Genomic DNA, 17440 nt, shown 5'->3' with positions numbered 1-17440 from the left:
ACCCTTTTTAATGATTTAATTTAATAGTGACACCGTCACATAAACATCAATCTATTACAGCATTTTGCGGATCACATAATGCAAAATGCCGCCATTTTCGAAATAAACCAATTCATTGCCAGTATCTATGCGGCAGCGAGTATCAATCTTTTGTTGCCGCCCGTCAGCATAGGTGAGTGTTACAGGAACAATTTGCCCCGGAGCTAAGCCTTGTAACCCACTGACACTAATAGATTCATCGCCCGTCAGGCCCAATGTTTTGCGGTCTACACCAGCAGGGAACTCCAGCGGCAGAATGCCCATCCCGATTAAATTAGAGCGGTGAATACGTTCGAAAGACTCCGCAATCACCACCCTAATCCCCAGCAAACGCGGCCCTTTAGCAGCCCAGTCGCGGCTTGAACCTGAGCCATATTCCTTACCGGCAATCACCGCTAATGGCACATTTTCCTGCTGGTAACGCATAGCCGCATCATAGATAGCCATTTGATTTTGCGATGGAATATGGCGAGTAATTCCCCCCTCAACACCGGGCACCATTTCATTACGGATACGGATATTGGCAAAGGTTCCGCGCATCATCACTTCATGGTTACCCCGGCGCGAGCCGTAGGAGTTGAATTCTTTAATTTCAACCCCGCGATCACGCAAATAACGTCCTGCTGGGCTGTCCAGCTTGATATTACCGGCGGGTGAAATGTGGTCGGTAGTGACTGAATCGGCCAAAATTGCCAAAATACGGGCGTTATGGATATCCTGAACGGGTTCTGGTAAGGCTTTCATATCACTGAAGAAAGGCGGCAAACGAATATAGGTAGAATCACTCTGCCAATCATAGGTGGGCGTACTATCAACTTGAATCGCCTGCCACTCTTCATCGCCATCAAACACCGCAGAATACTCCTTGCGGAACATATCGGTTTTAACCTCTTCAACGGCTTTGGCGATTTCAAGGCCGGTCGGCCAAATATCTTTTAAGTAGACCGGATGACCCTCGGGATCGTGGCCCAACGCATCTTGCGTCAAATTGACATTCATATTCCCCGCCAGAGCATAGGCGACCACCAGCGGCGTCGAGGCCAACCAGTTGGTTTTTACCAAAGGATGAATGCGTCCCTCAAAATTGCGGTTGCCAGAAAGCACCGCCCCGACGGTTAAATCCCCTTCTTTGATGGCATTTTCTATTGGTTCTGGCAATGGGCCGGAGTTACCTATACATGTGGTGCAGCCGTAACCCACCAGGTTGAAACCCAAATGATCCAGATAAGAGGTTAAACCCGCCGCTTTCAGGTATTCGGTCACCACTTTGGAGCCAGGAGCCAGGGAGGTCTTCACCCATGGCTGAGTTTTAAGCCCCTTTTCTGCGGCTTTCTTGGCGAGTAATCCCGCCGCCATCAGTACACTGGGGTTCGAGGTATTGGTGCATGAGGTAATGGCCGCGATGACCACCGCGCCCTGTTGCAACTCGTGGGTTTTGCCCTCCAGAGTGAAGGAAACGCCGCTGACTTTGTCTTTTTTACTGTTAACTTCCAACTCTTCAAACGCGTTAAACGCCAATGGCACTTTCGCTAATGCGACTCGGTCTTGCGGGCGTTTCGGCCCAGCCAGACTGGATTCCACCGTGCTCAAATCCAATGATAATTGGCTGGTAAATATTGGGGCATCCCCCGGGTGACGCCATAATCCTTGCGCTTTGCTGTAGCTTTCCACCAGCGCGATTTGCTCGTCGCTACGGCCACTTAAGCGCATATAGCCCAGAGTGACTTCATCGACCGGGAAGAAACCGCAAGTCGCGCCATATTCCGGCGCCATATTAGCAATGGTCGCGCGATCCGCTAACGGCAAATCCGCCAAACCATCACCGTAAAACTCAACAAATTTACCAACCACACCGTGTTTTCTCAGCATTTGAGTCACGGTCAATACCAAGTCAGTGGCGGTAATTCCTTCGCGCATTTTGCCGGTCATTTTGAAACCGACCACATCGGGAATAAGCATGGATACCGGCTGCCCTAACATTGCCGCTTCGGCTTCAATGCCGCCAACCCCCCAACCCAGAATCCCCAAGCCGTTAATCATGGTGGTGTGGGAGTCGGTTCCGACTAAGGTATCTGGATAAGCAATCTGCTTGCCGCCCTGCTCTTCATGCCAGACAGTTTGCCCCAGATACTCCAGATTCACCTGATGACAAATCCCGGTGCCCGGCGGTACCACGCGGAAGTGTCTAAAAGCTTTTTGCCCCCAACGCAGGAAAGTATAGCGTTCGTGGTTACGTTCCATTTCTAACCGGACGTTTTCACCAAACGCGGCTTTATCACCAAATTCATCGACGGTCACTGAGTGGTCGATAACCAGATCAACCGGCGACAATGGGTTAACCTGCGCGACATTACCGCCGAGGCGTTTCACCGCCTCTCGCATCGCGGCTAAATCCACCACAGCCGGCACACCGGTAAAGTCTTGCATTAATACTCGAGCAGGCCGGTAAGCGATTTCTTTCTCGGCATGCCCAGTTTGTTGCCAGGCCACGATGGCTTTGAGATCATCCTCCTGAACCTGCTCACCATCCAGATGGCGAAGTAAGTTTTCTAGCAACACTTTCAGTGATTTAGGTAATCGGTCGATATCCCCCAGCACTGCCGCCAATTGCGGCAGGCTGTAATAGTGATATTCATGATTGAGGGCGACCAACTTGGCCATACTCGTTTTTCGCAGATCTAACGACATAGCGCCTCCATTGTTTCTTATCGTGTTCTAAACAACATTCATCTCAACAAGGTAATTCCCTTGAAATCATGAGGTCTAGAATCAATATAACACAAAGAAACATTAACATTTTGGCAACAATGGCGATTAGTATGATTGGTGGTCTAAATATCAGCTTTACGCGAGGTTTTTACTCCGTCAATAAAACCATTAATATATCCCACGTTTTCTCCTGATTTGTAGATTTCTTCTGGACTAGTATATTTATATTCAATTTCAGACATCTCGTCATCAATATAAATATCTTCAGTTTCAAAATTCATTTCCAGCATAACATCTTTAAGCTGGCAATCTGTTAAATTTTCAAATGGTGGAACCCATACTTCAAATTCATTTCCTGGCGGTGACATAGTATTCGCAGCAGCATAAGAGTTGGGAGTGAATAACTCTTTAAACCAATCTAAAATCATTTTTATGATACTATTGCGATTCACATCACTCCTTAATTCACCTGAACATTCCTTTTCAAACTTAAAAAAAATGCGCGATTTCTCTTCATCGAGCTCAAAGTCTTTACCTAAAAATAACTGGCAACCCAAGGTGAATAAAGGTTGGAATCCATCGGTATAAGATACTGAATAATTCATTTCAAGCCCAGAATGATTATCTGACTTAAATTCCATTGAAATATCATCATGATGTAAATAAGGATGCCCTCTCTTGGCGTGTTCAAGAGCAACTGTCGCCATTGAATATTTACTCAATAAATTCAGTACAGTAGCTCTTCGGTTATCTTCCTCTTTATTCCCAGCCTCTAACCAACCGATATCGACTAATTTTTCTAACACTTCACTAATATTTCTATAGCCCGTCAAACGCCCTTCAATATGAAATTGAGTTTTTTCACATGGGGAGTTTTGAGCCTTTAATGCGCTGACTGTGTTAGTCAGCCCCAGACACTCTATTGGGTAAGATATTTTATTCATTTATTCCTCTTGACTATGTTTATATAAAAACCAAGATTCCATATCAATAAAATATCAAACTACTTTTAAAGTATCTTTTGAATTTATACTTAATACTTCCGTTATTGAAATAACGCATTACCCTTTCAACTAAGATCATTAAATAACTTTAAGGCAGTGTAATTTGAACATCATACTGTTTGTTTATACAGTTTGAATAATATGTTGTGTTGTTAAGACACAACATGAGGTACAGCCTACAAACAAAATGAGATCAATTAATGTCGAAAAATAAAAAGAAAACATCAGCGTCGGTAGCAGCACAGGCGGCAATAATACTAAAAGACCCTAATGCCTCCGCCCTTGAAAAAAGTTTGGCGGGTTCAGCTCTCTCTCAGACCAATACTGATAATCAGACGGGTGTTTATATGGAAGATGTTGCGGCACAAGTGCTGGCAAACCCCGAGTCCAGTGAAAAAGCTAAAACATTGGCAGGATCTGTACTCGCACAGGCAAATAAAAAACGTTAACTATGCAAAAAGTCCTTATTGGGCTTCAGGCCGTTGACAAAGTTGATACGCGGGGAAATGTGCTGAATGGGTCGTAACAGCGTAAACCGTTGGAGCGCCCATCGGTGCAGTCGCCCCGCCAATCACCTGTCTATAAAAGAGGTTTCTCAGCAACCTCAAAGCCCCTTTTCAGGGGCTTTCTTTTAATGGATAACAACATCACTTGGTCGGCAGTTTAATATCTTTAAACATCGCCTCAATATCCTCATTCGAGCGCAACGCAACGGCTTTATCCACCACATCTCGCGTTAAATGAGGCGCAAAACGTAGAATAAAATCATACATATAGCTGCGCAGGAAGGTACTGCGACGGAAACCAATCTTGGTGGTGCTGTAGGTAAAGATATCTCGCGCATCTACAGTAACCAGATCAGGGTCTTGGATCGGGTCAACGGCCATGCTGGCAATAACACCCACCCCCAGCCCTAATCTCACGTAAGTTTTAATCACATCTGCATCTGTCGCAGTAAAGACAATACGCGGTGTCAGACCAGCGCGATTAAATGCAGTATCCAGTTCAGAGCGCCCAGTGAAACCAAAGGTATAGGTCACAATCGGATAGGCGGCCAGCTCTTCAATGCTAACATGGGTTTTACCGGCTAATGGATGATCGGGCTTAACTACCACCGCACGGTTCCAGTGATAACACGGCAACATAATCAGGTCGTCATATAAATGCAACGCTTCCGTCGCGATAGCAAAGTCGGCACTGCCTTTCGAAACCGCTTCTGCTATTTGCGTCGGTGACCCTTGATGCATATGCAACGATACGCGCGGATAGCGCTCAATAAAACCTTTGATGACATTAGGTAATGCGTAGCGCGCTTGAGTATGAGTGGTCGCGACATACAAAGACCCTTTATCAGGATAGGTATGTTCGCCGGCAACAGCTTTAATAGCATCAACTTTTGAAAGGACTTCACGGGCAATACGGATAATTTCCAGCCCTGCGGGGGTTACCTGTGTGAGATGTTTACCGCTGCGGGCAAAAATCTGGATACCCAGCTCATCTTCCAACATTCTAACCTGCTTACTGATCCCAGGTTGCGAGGTGTACAGGCCTTCTGCGGTGGATGATACGTTAAGGTTATGATTTACCACCTCAACAATATAACGGAGCTGCTGCAATTTCATATCTATACCATCCTAGGTTAAACACTGCGGGAGGCCCACAGTTTGGTATATCGGTATCACCCGGTATGCCGAGAAGTTATCAACTGAAACCCATAACTGCATGATGCCAAAGTGGTCAGTATTGACCTTATAATAACATTAGGTGATAAAAAACTATTTTATATAACTACTATATCATTTCATCAGCCCCTGTATACACCCATGTTATGTCGTCTGTCTCCCGACTTAACCCGCGGTTTTAACTCGCGCGCATACCCATGCTATTAATGATTTAGTGATAAATATTAGCTCAAAATAATCGGCGTTTTGCCCAACACAGACAGCCGTTAACAATTTATAACTTCAACGGTTTAACCAAGACTATAAAACACTTGAATAGATTAGCCCAATAAAAAAACCAGCCATTTAGGCTGGTTTTTACATATACGACTCAGTATTTCACATCACAGAAGTTTTGGCTTTTCAGTAAAAAAGTATCCACTAAGCCGCATTCAGATGGATGTCAAAACACCTATTTCTTAGTTTCAACCCATTTACCATCAATATAGAAAGCCGACCAACCGGTCGCTTTCCCCTCTTTCTCAGAGGAAACATATTGTTGCTTAGTCTTGCGGCTAAAGCGAACCAGGGTCTTATTACCTTCATTATCCGCCACTGGCGCGTCAGCCAGATAACGCAATTTTTCCGGTAAACGATCTTTAAAGCGAACCAATTCTTCTACCAACGGCGCACGGGTTTCGCGCGATTTAGGGAAAGTATTGGCAGCCAGGAAGACACCTGCCGCACCATCACGTAACACGAAATAAGCATCTGACTTTTCGCATGGCAGTTCAGGCAAAGGTACCGGATCTTCTTTCGGCGGCGCGACTTCACCACTGCGCAAGATTTTGCGCGTATTTTTACACTCATCATTGGTGCAGCCCATGTACTTACCAAAACGCCCCATTTTCAGATGCATTTCAGAACCACATTTTTCGCACTCAACAATCGGGCCTTCATAGCCTTTAATGCGGAACTCACCTTCTTCTATCTCATAACCATCACATGCTGGGTTATTACCACAAACATGCAATTTACGCTGGTTATCAATCAGATAGCTATCCATGGCGGTGCCACATTTCTGACAACGACGTTTGGCGCGTAATGCGTTGGTTTCCGCATCATCACCTTCCAGAATATTAAGAACTTCAGCTTCCGGCACCAGATTGATGGTGGTTTTGCAGCGCTCTTTCGGCGGTAATGCATAACCAGAGCACCCGAGGAACACCCCCGTGCTGGCAGTGCGAATCCCCATCTGACGGCCACAAGTTGGGCAATCAATGCTGGTCATCACCATTTGATTCGGGCGCATACCGCCCTCTTCAGGATCTTTTTCAGCCTTTTCAAGTTGCTCACTGAATTCGGCAAAGAAGCCATCCAATACCGCTTTCCACTCAGCCTGATTATTGGCAACCTGATCCAGGCCACTTTCCATACGTGCGGTAAAATCGTAATTCATCAACTCGCGGAAGTTTTCTTCCAGACGATCAGTCACGATTTCGCCCATTTTCTCGGCATAGAAACGGCGGTTTTCTACCCGGACATAACCACGGTCTTGAATGGTCGAAATAATCGACGCATAAGTAGATGGGCGGCCAATACCCCGTTTTTCCAGCTCTTTTACCAATGATGCTTCGCTGTAACGCGCCGGTGGTTTGGTGAAGTGCTGGCTTGGGATCAGTTTTTGTAAATCCAGTTCACTACCTACTTCAATGACGGGCAAAGTTCTGTCTTCATCACCTTTGCGCAAGGCTGGCATCACCTTAGTCCAACCATCAAAGCGTAAAGTTCGGCCTTTGGCGCGCAGTTGGAAATCACCCGCCTGTACCGTCAAGGTAGTAGAGTCATACTTGGCCGGTGTCATCTGGCAGGCCACAAACTGACGCCAAATCAGCTGATACAGCTTCTGGGCGTCGGCTTCCATATCTTTTAACTGCTCAGCCAGCACATTCACATCAGAAGGACGAATAGCTTCATGCGCTTCTTGTGAATTCTCTTTGCTGCTGTATTGATTCGGTGCAGATGGCAAATATTTATCGCCAAAGTTATCACCGATATAACCGCGCACCATGGTCAGAGCATCCTGACTTAAGTTGGTGGAGTCAGTACGCATATAGGTAATATGGCCCGCTTCATACAAGCGCTGCGCCATCATCATGGTTTTCTTCACACCAAAGCTCAGGCGGGTACTGGCGGCCTGCTGCAAGGTAGAAGTAATGAACGGCGCACCCGGCTTGCTGCTGGTCGGTTTATCTTCACGATCCAACACCTTATAGCGCGCGTTTTCCAGCAATTTAAGCGCAGCGTGGGTCTGCTCACGGTTTACCGGTTTAAAGGGTTTATTGTGAGCATGGGTGACTTCCATTTGAATAGGAACTTCACCTTTCGCCAGTAAATCGGCATGCAATTCCCAGTATTCTTCAGGGACGAATGCTTTAATATCCCGCTCGCGTTCAACCACCAAACGCACTGCGACCGACTGCACTCGCCCGGCTGACAGACCACGGGCAATCTTTTTCCACAACAGTGGAGAAACCATATAACCCACAACCCGGTCCATAAAGCGACGGGCTTGCTGGGCATTCACCCGGTTGATATTCAATTCACCCGGTTGATTAAACGCCTGTTGGATAGCATTTTTTGTGATTTCGTTAAACACCACACGGCTGAAGCGCGCATCATCACCCCCAATCACTTCCCGCAAATGCCAGGCAATGGCCTCTCCTTCGCGGTCAAGGTCGGTTGCGAGATAGATGTGGTCGGCGTTTTCAGCTAATGCTTTAAGCTCGGCAACCACTTTTTCTTTGCCGGGCAAAATTTCATACTGCGCTTTCCAGCCATGATAAGGATCGACGCCCATGCGGTTAACTAATGCAACCTTTTCGTCTTTCTTTACTTTAGTTTTGGGCTTGTCGGCTTTCTTGGCTTTATCTTCAGTTGAGTTAGCGCTCTTTTTACTGGCTGAGCCACTGGTCGGCAAATCACGAATGTGACCGACACTGGACTTAACCACGTAGTTATTCCCTAAGTATTTATTAATAGTTTTGGCTTTTGCCGGGGACTCAACTATTACGAGAGCTTTACCCATAATTACCTTTACCTAAATTATTTCTTCTAAAAGAAGGTTTTTATCTTGCCGTACCGCGGCATTCTGAATCTCTTTTTTATATTGCGGTACTTTTTCAGGAGATCAACCTGTTTTTTTGATCGGAGCCATAAAAGCGCTTTCCGAAGCTCAGTTGACGATCTGTCAAAATCTTTGTCTGCGCCCAGTGTAACAGCAGTGAATTCTGCCCCATGGCGTCAACAAAACCTTCCACCTAATAGTATAAAATCCCACACTGTACCTGATAAAAAGCGACACGCAACCTAATTAGCTCGGAATCTGAATTTATCCAATTGTGATGACAAACCTGCCAACAGTTCAAATAAACCTTAGTTGGTTTGCGGACAAACGCTAACCCGCAGTACAATAGTAAGAGAAATCACCTTGTGGTGAGGAAATATAATTGTATTGAGGAAATATGATGTTCGGAAACACAACACCGATTGAACGTAATAAATTATTGGCAGAAGCTAATGAGATTATTCGTCAACATGAAGATTACCTGCATGGAATGAAAGCCACTGAGGTTGAACAAAAAGGGCCTGTTTTGGTATTTCGCGGGGAGTTCTTTCTCGATGAACAGGGCTTACCTACAGCCAAAACAACCGCCGTATTTAATATGTTTAAACATCTCGCGCACGTGTTGTCTGCTAAATATCATTTAATCGACTAATGGCAGATTATTCTCTTTTTATTACGTTCTTTTTTAGCGATTGCGCAAAAAACAACAGGGGCTTTCCCCCTGTTGTTTTCATATCAGATTCGCTTTATCTCCGCTTATAGCAGGGGTTTTTCACCGCGCTGCCACCAACGTAATAATAGACGATCAGCACTTTCTGCGGCGCTACCGGTAAAGCGATCCATTAAGCGTTTACGGCGTGAATAACGCACACCAATAACTTCATGATTATCCATTTCAGCAATCAGTAAATCATCGCTGGTACCAATGGCATCAACCAGCCCTTTTTCTTTGGCTTGGGTACCAAACCAATGTTCACCAGTAGCAACTGCATCAATATCTAAAGAAGGCCGTTGTTGCTGGACGAACTGCTTAAAGAGCAAGTGTGTTTCATTCAGATCTTCACGAAACTTTTCGCGCCCCTGCTCAGTATTTTCCCCGAATAATGTCAAGGTTCGCTTAAATTCACCGGCAGTATGCAGCTCAACATCAATATCATTCTTTTTGAGTAAACGATGGAAGTTGGGTATTTGGGCGACGACACCAATAGAGCCAATAATGGCGAACGGCGCGCTAATGATACGGTCAGCAACACAGGCCATCATATATCCGCCACTGGCGGCAACTTTATCGACGGCAACCGTCAGACGAATGCCTTTGTGACGCAGACGCTCTAATTGCGATGCCGCCAAGCCATAGCCGTGTACCACGCCACCTGGGCTTTCCAGCCTGAGCAACACTTCATCCTTGTCTGTCGCCACGGCTAACACCGCAGAAATTTCTTCGCGTAATGAAGTCACTTCGTGAGCGTCAATGCTCCCTTTGAAGTCAATGACATACAGGCAAGGTTTCACCGCAGCCACCGCGCCCGATTTGGCGCGTTGTTTTTTGAGTTTTTGATCAGATTTTTGCTGCTTTTTAAATTCTTTGACCCAGGTTTTTTGCTCAACATGACTCATGCGGGCCAACCGCATTTCACGTTGCATTTCCTTATATTGCTCCCCCAAATCAACCAGATTAAGTTCTCCCCGTTGCCCTTGTTTCCTTATTCCCTGACTGACAACCAACAAGACTACTGCGCCAATCGCGACCACGATGGTCACCACTTTAGCGAGAAACAACCCGTACAGAGAAAATAACTCCACAAATACCGCCTTTATTCATCTGCAATTTCTGCAATTAAAGAGATACCTGCATTCTAGCGAACCCTTAAGCCGCCGTCTTGCGCAAATGAAAAATTGCATTGGTTTCGCTTAAATATAAGAATGTAAGAGATATCGCGGCCTATAAAAGCCCAATTTCTGCCGTCCGTAAAAGGAATAATTATGCATTACCAACCCAAACATGACCTGCTCGATAATCGCACTATCTTAGTCACGGGTGCAGGTGATGGTATTGGTCGCGAAGCGGCTCTAACTTATGCACGCTTTGGCGCTCGCTTGATTCTTGTCGGCCGAACCCTACACAAACTGGTTGCTGTACAGCAGCAAATTGTAGAGGCAGGCGGCCAATTGCCCACTGTTTGGGCGCTGGATTTACTGCATGCAACTGTGTCAGATTGCCAACAATTGGCGGATGCGCTCAGCCATCAGATTCCGCATCTGGACGGTGTATTGCACAATGCCGGTTTATTAGGTGAGATAGCCCCGATGGCGGAGCAAAGTATCACCGTCTGGCAAGAGGTTATGCAAGTGAATGTCAATGCAACATTTATGCTCACTCAAGCACTTTTGCCATTGCTACTGAAGTCACCCAGTGCCTCTTTGGTTTTCACCAGTTCCAGTGTTGGTCGTCAGGGCCGAGCAGGATGGGGAGCTTATGCCGTGTCAAAGTTTGCCACTGAAGGCATGATGCAAGTGCTTTCAGAAGAATATAAACAGGGTAACTTGAGAGTTAATTGTATTAATCCAGGGGGGACGCGCACTCAGATGCGGGCCAACGCCTTCCCGGATGAAGATGCCAGTAAGTTAAAAACACCGGCGGAGATTATGCCACTGTATCTCTACCTGATGGGCGACGATAGCCGCAGAAAGACCGGTATCAGCTTCGATGCACAACCCGGCCGTAAACCCGGCCCCGCAGAATAAAGGAATGTTTCATGTCTGAAGAACGCCACCAGCAACGCCAACAAAAAATAAAAGAAAAGGTTGAGTCACGGGTTGCAGCAGCGCAAGAAATCCGCGGCATCTTGATTGTTTTTACCGGCAATGGCAAAGGTAAGACCACCGCCGCCTTTGGTACCGTAACCCGTGCTGTTGGTCATGGTTTGAAAGCGGGTGTGATACAGTTTATTAAAGGTGAATGGCCGAACGGCGAGAAAAATCTACTGCAACAACATGGTGTTGAGTTTCAGGTGATGGCTACTGGGTTTACCTGGAATACGCAAAATAGAGAAACAGATACCGCAGCTTGTCAGGAGGCCTGGCAACACGCGCGGCGGATGTTAGCGGATCCGACGTTGGATTTAGTGGTGTTGGATGAACTGACTTATATGGTCGCTTATGATTACTTATCACTGGATGAAGTCGTTGATGCGCTGAAGCAACGCCCTGCCCATCAAACAGTGATTATTACTGGCCGTGGTTGCCATCGAGATCTATTGGAAATGGCTGATACCGTCAGTGAATTACGCCCGGTTAAACATGCTTTTGATGCCGGTATTAAAGCTCAAATGGGTATTGACTGGTAATTGTCAGCAATCATTCAAATCAATCAAATGCCGCAGACAGAATATCTGCGGCATTTTAGCTTTATAGTGATATCCAAACCTGACTAACCCATATTGACTGGCTTAGTTTTTCTCATTATTTCTCTAGTGGGATCATAGGGATATTGGGTGGAGTTAGTGTCCCAAGAGCCGGAGTTAGCCCTCCCATCCCCGGAACCACTTGACTCGATGGCTGACCTTTATCCTGTGTACCGCCAAAGTAGCAGATTGACTTCCATGGCTCTGAAAGTGGGCTACAGGTCTTTTCGCAATTATCGCCGTAATGAGAATGAGGGCCGCCGCAAGCATAAGTCACAGAGGAAAATCCGGTGCCGACAACAAATAAAATAGCTGCGCTGGTAGTTAACAGAGATTTTTTCATGTTAATGCTCCTTAGATTTTGAATTCGATGGGGGATTCCCCAAGAGCAATGTAGGCACACAGAATATCTTGAGACCAGTGCTATTCAACCTTGGTTGATGGCGTGTATATGCTGTAAAACCATTTATTATAGGTATTTTATGCTTTCGAAAGAAACGAAGTAAGTTTCTTATACTATAGGAAAGAAAAAGGAATAGCTGAGAAAGGGGTAAAGCAATGCTTACAATGAATAATTGGGAAGGAAATGATTCCTTCCCATAGATAACTTATCCGCGCTTGTTAGACCCACGACGCCCGGTAGCGGCTGCTGGAGCTGCGTTACCTGCATTTTGGCGGGTAGAACTTTTACGCGCTGAGCCTTGACGACCGGCAACCTGACGGCCTGCGACTTCGGTATGGCGTTTAACCGCACGACGAATTTGATTCGCTTTAACCCGACGACGGTCTTTCTCAACTGGCAATTTACTGACAGTTTCAGAGTCCAGCTCCACCAACTCACGTAGGTAGTTAGTGGCTTTCAAATCCAATTCAGTCCAGCCGCCACGAGGCAGGCCTTTGGGCAGATTGATATCACCATAACGTACACGGATCAGGCGGCTAACTTGTACACCGACAGCTTCCCACAAGCGGCGAACTTCGCGGTTGCGCCCTTCAGTCAAAGTGACGTTATACCACTGATTAATCCCCTCTCCGCCTTGGAAACTAATGGTGCGGAATGCCGCTGGGCCATCTTCCAATTGAACACCACGGCTAAGTTGCTTGATTTTTTCGTCATCGATTTGACCAAACACGCGCACCGCATATTCGCGTTCAACTTCACGGCTGGGATGCATCAAGCGGTTGGCCAGCTCACCATCAGTGGTAAACAGCAATAAACCGGAGGTATTAACGTCCAAACGCCCTACCGCAACCCAACGCGAACCGCGCAGTTTAGGCAGACGATCAAATACCGTTGGGCGGCCTTCAGGGTCATTACGAGTACAGAGTTCACCTTCCGGCTTGTAATACGCCAGAACACGGCACACAGCCTCTTCAGATTCTGTAATAGAAAGAAGATGACCATCCAGGCGAATTTTTGTGGCCTGTGTGACTTCAACGCGATCACCCAACTTTGATATTTTACCATCAACGCTGACGCGGCCCTGTTGAATAATTGTTTCGATTTCCCGACGTGAGCCATGACCGGCCCGTGCCAAGATTTTCTGTAATTTTTCACCTACAACTTTTGTTTTTTCACCCACAACCTTGTCATCCTGCGGTTTAGGGCTGGATAACTTTACGTTGGGTAACTTTTGGTCTTTTGACTTCTCGCTCATTGAGCAACCTCTAATGTCGCCTTCACAGGCGTCGTGTTATATATTGTAATCAATAAGTTAAGCTCACAATCAAGCAGAACTCATTGATTGTAATACATTTTGGAACACAGCATGCCGTCGTGACCGTCACACAGACGCCTCTACACGCTGGTTCGTGACCGCACATATTACACTAATTTCACAGTCAGGGATTCAAAAAGTATCCGTGTACCGGAAATGACGTTTCCGGGTTATAGCGGTAAACGTGAAGGCAGGATATAAAAGAGACTTTTCCAATGATGCGACTTTTTCAGTATTTCCCTGACCGGCAGTGATTGACTGTATGTCTTATTTCAGTTGTCACACATAAAACATGATTTCAGTTTTTAATTGCCTGATTCATCATTATCCCTTACCTTTTTGAGCTTATTGCCAAATTGATATTGGCAAATGGATGAATAAGGGATGATATGGCAGCAGGATACTGGATAGTTAAAGGTGACAAGACCAGTTGTGGCGGGATAGTTCATGAGGGGATAGCGGAGAGGACATTTGCCAATAATCCGGTCGCGGTGAATGGCAGTAAAGTTTCGTGCGGGAAACACCCCGGCAGCTACAGCGTGGGTGGCGGGCATCCGGGCGAGATAGTGCATGGGCATTACGTCGCCAGCACGCTATATAGCCGCTCAACCTGTCCGTGCAAAGCATTTTTCATTCCGTCACAAACCTGGGCATCTCATGGCCCTTATCAGGGTGGGCAACCACAGGCCGCCTCTTCCCGCACAGCGGCAAATTCGCCAGTTACTGAGCCACAGCAATATGCCCAGTCAGCTAAAAGAGCCAGTGCGCCGCCCTATCTCACGGGTGAAAAACCACCTTCTGAGTTTGTGCCGGATTATCCAGTGTTACGGAATACCCGTACTCTACCAGATGACGCTTTACGCGCAATGTTGGCACGAACCCATCAAGATGTGATGCTACTGACACTCTCTGAGAGTTTGGAAGTACTCCAATCATGGGGTTGGAAAGACACCAAAACTGCTTGGGTGGAAACCACACAGTCCGGTGCCGGGCAAGTGATGGTTAATTACGGTGTAAACGGAAAGGATGTTGTCACCACCTCGATGATTATTGCTCGATTAGGTGACTTCGGTATTAGGGCTACGGTCTACGTTAATCATAAAGGTACTGAGTTAATAAAACTGACGGGCTATGCTGGGGTTAGAAAAGTATTAACCGCGCCTGTATTTGCGTTAAAGAATCCGAAAGTGGTTGATTTAGGTATCGGTAAATATGGGCTGAGAAATTCAATTGTTAGTGGTGCCCGATTAACATTTTATGTGGCAGCAGCTTACCGAACTGTTGATTTTATATTGAATGACGCTACCTCACTGTCTGAGTTTATCGGTTCCTTAGCAACCGATGTAGTGAAAATAGGTGTGGCGGCGGCTATTAGTTGGGGTGTTGGGACTATAGCTCTAGGGGTTGTTTCTACCGTTGCGGTTCCTTTGGTTGTCGTTGTTGTCGCCGGGTTGGTTTCTGCAATTGGTTTAAACCATTTAGATGATAAATTTGGTGTTACAGATAAAGTTGTTAAGTGCATTGAAGGTGCACAGCAAGAATTTGTAGAAAAAGCTCGCGAGGTGGAACAAGGGATTTGGGATTTGGGGGCTATGTATGCAGATAAGATGCTTGATAAAGGAAAAGAAGTTATTGAGTATGAAGTCAGAAACTATATCAAGGAAGTATTGAGTAACTTTAATACTAGGTGGTTTTAATGTACGAACTCACATTAAAAAGAAGAGTATCTATGTTTTTTGGTGTGTTATTTTTAGTTATACCGTTAAGCGCTGGAGGTATATATCTGACTTTAGATGCCATAAATGAGTATTTATCTTTTCCTGATGTTATTGTTTTTTCATCTTTTATCATATACGGAATTACGTGTTTTCTTATATTGCTCCCACTTACCTTTCTTTCTGTTCCGCCTATTTTTTTAGGGCGCCAAGCCTCCAACTCTGTCCAAAAGACAGTTTCTAAATTCATTATCGTCTGTTTCCTTACGTCTATTGTTTTTCAGATAGGGTTCAGGTTTTATTTTATAAATGAATTTGAAAAAAGAGGATATATAGCTTGTCGGGGTATTCCATCAGGCTGGATGCCGGGAATGGCAACTAAGTATGTCACGAGTGAGGCGCTGTGCTTGAAAAAGCCCAATTGAAACGCTCTTCTCTCAGATAATCTCTTAAGCACTCAACGATAGCCACTGCTACTCACAGTGGCTTTTCGATAGTTATTCAGTGCTGTTTAGCTGCTCTCATGTCTGTAGTAAAATAGTAATAATCTATTTTTATAGTCTAGTTCATCAGAATATTACGCTGTCGCGTATTGTGGCTCAGCGCTGATATTCTCCAGTAATTGCGAGACAATTCCTGAGTTCATCAGCATCGGTTGTAATGTGGGGATGCCTAATTTGCCCAGAGCACTGCGCTTATGATAGCTGATAGTTTTATTACTTAATTGCAAGTGATCTGCAATAGCATTGTTTGATTTACCTTGCAGTAATAAAGCCAGCACTGTTCGTTCGCGCTTCGATAATACACAGGGCGGTTTCCCACTCAGCACCATTGAGCTTGAAAATACCCGGTTTAGTTGAGTGATAAATTGACTAACAGACTCATTTTGCGCAATAACAGCACAGACTTGGGAAACACCGGAAAAAAACTACCTCACGAGAGAAACACAAAACTCCTCGGCGATAATAATCACACGGCAGTTTGGGCGGTGTATTCGTAACCAGTCGACAACCAGACTAAGACTATCGCCAGAGGTATAATCCTCTCCTCGTAAACTCAGAATAGCTAAATGAGTTTCCGGGAACTTCACCAGATTATCATAGCAATCACTAAGAGAATTGACACTGGCTACGATATTGACCGATTCACTCATTAATAATTTTTTCAAAATACGTTCCAGGCTAAATCGGGTAAAAGAACAAGGGTGTTGAACGATTGCAAGCTTATCTTCCATAGCGCTTATCTCCTTTAATAACACATGTAAATCGAGTTTTTGTTTAGCTAAATTCTTTTAATTTCTTGAAAAATACATCTATAAAAAACATGGCGATTATTGCAGAAAAAAATGATAACCATAGAGAGAGAGCAATCAGAGAATCGTAGGTATCCTCCGATACATTCGCACCCAAATAAATTGAATGTATGTAACTCATTATATCAGGGAATGTTTCAACAATAAGTAAACTAAAAAGGCAGAATAACCAAACAAACCAGAATAAAGATAAAGAAAATGAAACAAATTTACTCATGAGATTAATTCCAATACACTTTTATTTTCCATTGGGTCACCTACAAAATATATTCTGTGTTCACAGGCAGCCCACCCTGAGGAAAACAGCAATAACCCGATATCACTGCATCAATAGCGCCATCGAAATTAATGACTTCATCCCTTTTGTGTACATAGCCACGAACGCCTATTTCAAGGCATTTTTTCAGGTAAAAAATTGACATTAAAGAAGTATAGATAAGGACTTTAGACTCAGGGGAGACAATCATTAATTTATGAATAAGATTAAGCTGGATACTTTTATACCCGACAAAATCCACTACAATTAAATTTGGCTTGTAAGTATTAGCCATTTTTATTGATTCAAGTTCTCCACCAGTTTCATAAACCCTGCCCCCTTTATATTCTATAATCCCTCTCACTACAGAGCGAATTAATGGGTATTGATCAATAATTAACGCTGAAATTTCCCCTGCCATAAGAACCTCATCCGTAAAATTAATTTAAATCCGTTGATTGGGCAGAATGACTCGATATCGGCATTCTGCCAGAT

Annotated in this window: 16 protein-coding genes; 5 read left to right on the top strand and 11 right to left on the bottom strand. The window is 45.1% G+C overall.

Features of this window, described 5'->3' with window-relative positions; all coding sequences use genetic code 11:
* Positions 1-54: 54 nt before the first annotated feature.
* Both acnA and DXZ79_RS10115 read right to left on the bottom strand, forming a co-directional pair.
* Positions 55-2727, bottom strand: a complete 2673-nt coding sequence (acnA, locus tag DXZ79_RS10120; RefSeq protein WP_120011254.1) for an aconitate hydratase AcnA — start codon at positions 2725-2727, stop codon at positions 55-57.
* A gap of 143 nt (positions 2728-2870) precedes the next feature.
* Positions 2871-3692, bottom strand: coding sequence for a hypothetical protein (locus DXZ79_RS10115; RefSeq protein WP_038633067.1), 822 nt, complete (start codon positions 3690-3692; stop codon positions 2871-2873).
* Positions 3693-3952: 260 nt separating this feature from the next.
* Here DXZ79_RS10115 and DXZ79_RS10110 point away from each other — a divergent pair, with 260 nt between their 5' ends.
* Positions 3953-4201, top strand: a complete 249-nt coding sequence (locus tag DXZ79_RS10110) for a hypothetical protein (protein ID WP_038633070.1) — start codon at positions 3953-3955, stop codon at positions 4199-4201.
* A gap of 198 nt (positions 4202-4399) precedes the next feature.
* Here the strand turns inward: DXZ79_RS10110 and cysB are convergent, their stop codons facing one another.
* Positions 4400-5374, bottom strand: coding sequence for an HTH-type transcriptional regulator CysB (cysB, locus tag DXZ79_RS10105; protein WP_005278296.1), 975 nt, complete (start codon positions 5372-5374; stop codon positions 4400-4402).
* A gap of 511 nt (positions 5375-5885) precedes the next feature.
* Entirely contained in the window at positions 5886-8501 is a 2616-nt protein-coding gene (gene topA / locus DXZ79_RS10100; RefSeq protein ID WP_038633076.1) for a type I DNA topoisomerase, read from the bottom strand.
* A gap of 439 nt (positions 8502-8940) precedes the next feature.
* Here topA and DXZ79_RS10095 point away from each other — a divergent pair, with 439 nt between their 5' ends.
* A complete protein-coding gene (locus DXZ79_RS10095) occupies positions 8941-9192 on the top strand; it encodes a YciN family protein (protein ID WP_038633080.1) in 252 nt (83 codons plus the stop codon).
* 104 nt (positions 9193-9296) lie between these two features.
* Here the strand turns inward: DXZ79_RS10095 and sohB are convergent, their stop codons facing one another.
* Positions 9297-10343, bottom strand: coding sequence for a protease SohB (gene sohB, locus DXZ79_RS10090; protein WP_038633083.1), 1047 nt, complete (start codon positions 10341-10343; stop codon positions 9297-9299).
* A 180-nt stretch (positions 10344-10523) separates the two neighbouring features.
* Between sohB and DXZ79_RS10085 the strand changes: the two genes are divergently transcribed.
* Complete coding sequence (locus tag DXZ79_RS10085; RefSeq protein WP_038633086.1) at positions 10524-11285, top strand: YciK family oxidoreductase; 762 nt, start codon at positions 10524-10526, stop codon at positions 11283-11285.
* An 11-nt stretch (positions 11286-11296) separates the two neighbouring features.
* Entirely contained in the window at positions 11297-11887 is a 591-nt protein-coding gene (cobO, locus tag DXZ79_RS10080) for a cob(I)yrinic acid a,c-diamide adenosyltransferase (RefSeq protein WP_038633089.1), read from the top strand.
* Between the two features lie 115 nt (positions 11888-12002).
* On the opposite strand, the gene DXZ79_RS10075 is transcribed toward cobO, so the two are convergent.
* A complete protein-coding gene (locus DXZ79_RS10075; RefSeq protein ID WP_038633092.1) occupies positions 12003-12287 on the bottom strand; it encodes a hypothetical protein in 285 nt (94 codons plus the stop codon).
* Between the two features lie 265 nt (positions 12288-12552).
* Positions 12553-13602, bottom strand: a complete 1050-nt coding sequence (gene rluB, locus DXZ79_RS10070; RefSeq protein WP_038633095.1) for a 23S rRNA pseudouridine(2605) synthase RluB — start codon at positions 13600-13602, stop codon at positions 12553-12555.
* A gap of 449 nt (positions 13603-14051) precedes the next feature.
* Here rluB and DXZ79_RS10065 point away from each other — a divergent pair, with 449 nt between their 5' ends.
* On the top strand, positions 14052-15359 hold the full coding sequence (locus tag DXZ79_RS10065; RefSeq protein WP_120011253.1) for a PAAR domain-containing protein: 1308 nt from the start codon (positions 14052-14054) through the stop codon (positions 15357-15359).
* Here the strand turns inward: DXZ79_RS10065 and DXZ79_RS20945 are convergent.
* The 4 genes from DXZ79_RS20945 to DXZ79_RS10050 all read right to left on the bottom strand — a co-directional run bounded on the left by DXZ79_RS20945 (position 15346) and on the right by DXZ79_RS10050 (position 17366).
* Positions 15346-15627, bottom strand: coding sequence for a hypothetical protein (locus DXZ79_RS20945; RefSeq protein ID WP_050291740.1), 282 nt, complete (start codon positions 15625-15627; stop codon positions 15346-15348). The two genes, DXZ79_RS10065 and DXZ79_RS20945, sit on opposite strands and share 14 nt — an antisense overlap.
* Before the next feature lie 327 nt (positions 15628-15954).
* On the bottom strand, positions 15955-16209 hold the full coding sequence (locus tag DXZ79_RS20940) for a helix-turn-helix domain-containing protein (RefSeq protein ID WP_244942321.1): 255 nt from the start codon (positions 16207-16209) through the stop codon (positions 15955-15957).
* Positions 16210-16305: 96 nt separating this feature from the next.
* Positions 16306-16611 carry a hypothetical protein gene (locus DXZ79_RS20935; RefSeq protein ID WP_244942320.1) on the bottom strand — a complete coding sequence of 102 codons (306 nt, stop codon included), beginning with the start codon at positions 16609-16611 and terminating at the stop codon, positions 16306-16308.
* A 335-nt stretch (positions 16612-16946) separates the two neighbouring features.
* A complete protein-coding gene (locus DXZ79_RS10050; protein ID WP_072089122.1) occupies positions 16947-17366 on the bottom strand; it encodes a response regulator in 420 nt (139 codons plus the stop codon).
* Positions 17367-17440 lie beyond the last annotated feature (74 nt).

The organism is Yersinia rochesterensis (assembly GCF_003600645.1).
Classification (GTDB): Bacteria; Pseudomonadota; Gammaproteobacteria; order Enterobacterales; family Enterobacteriaceae; genus Yersinia; species Yersinia rochesterensis.
The sequence above is the reverse complement of the archived record's forward strand: the minus strand, read 5'-3'. Positions and strand labels throughout refer to the sequence as shown.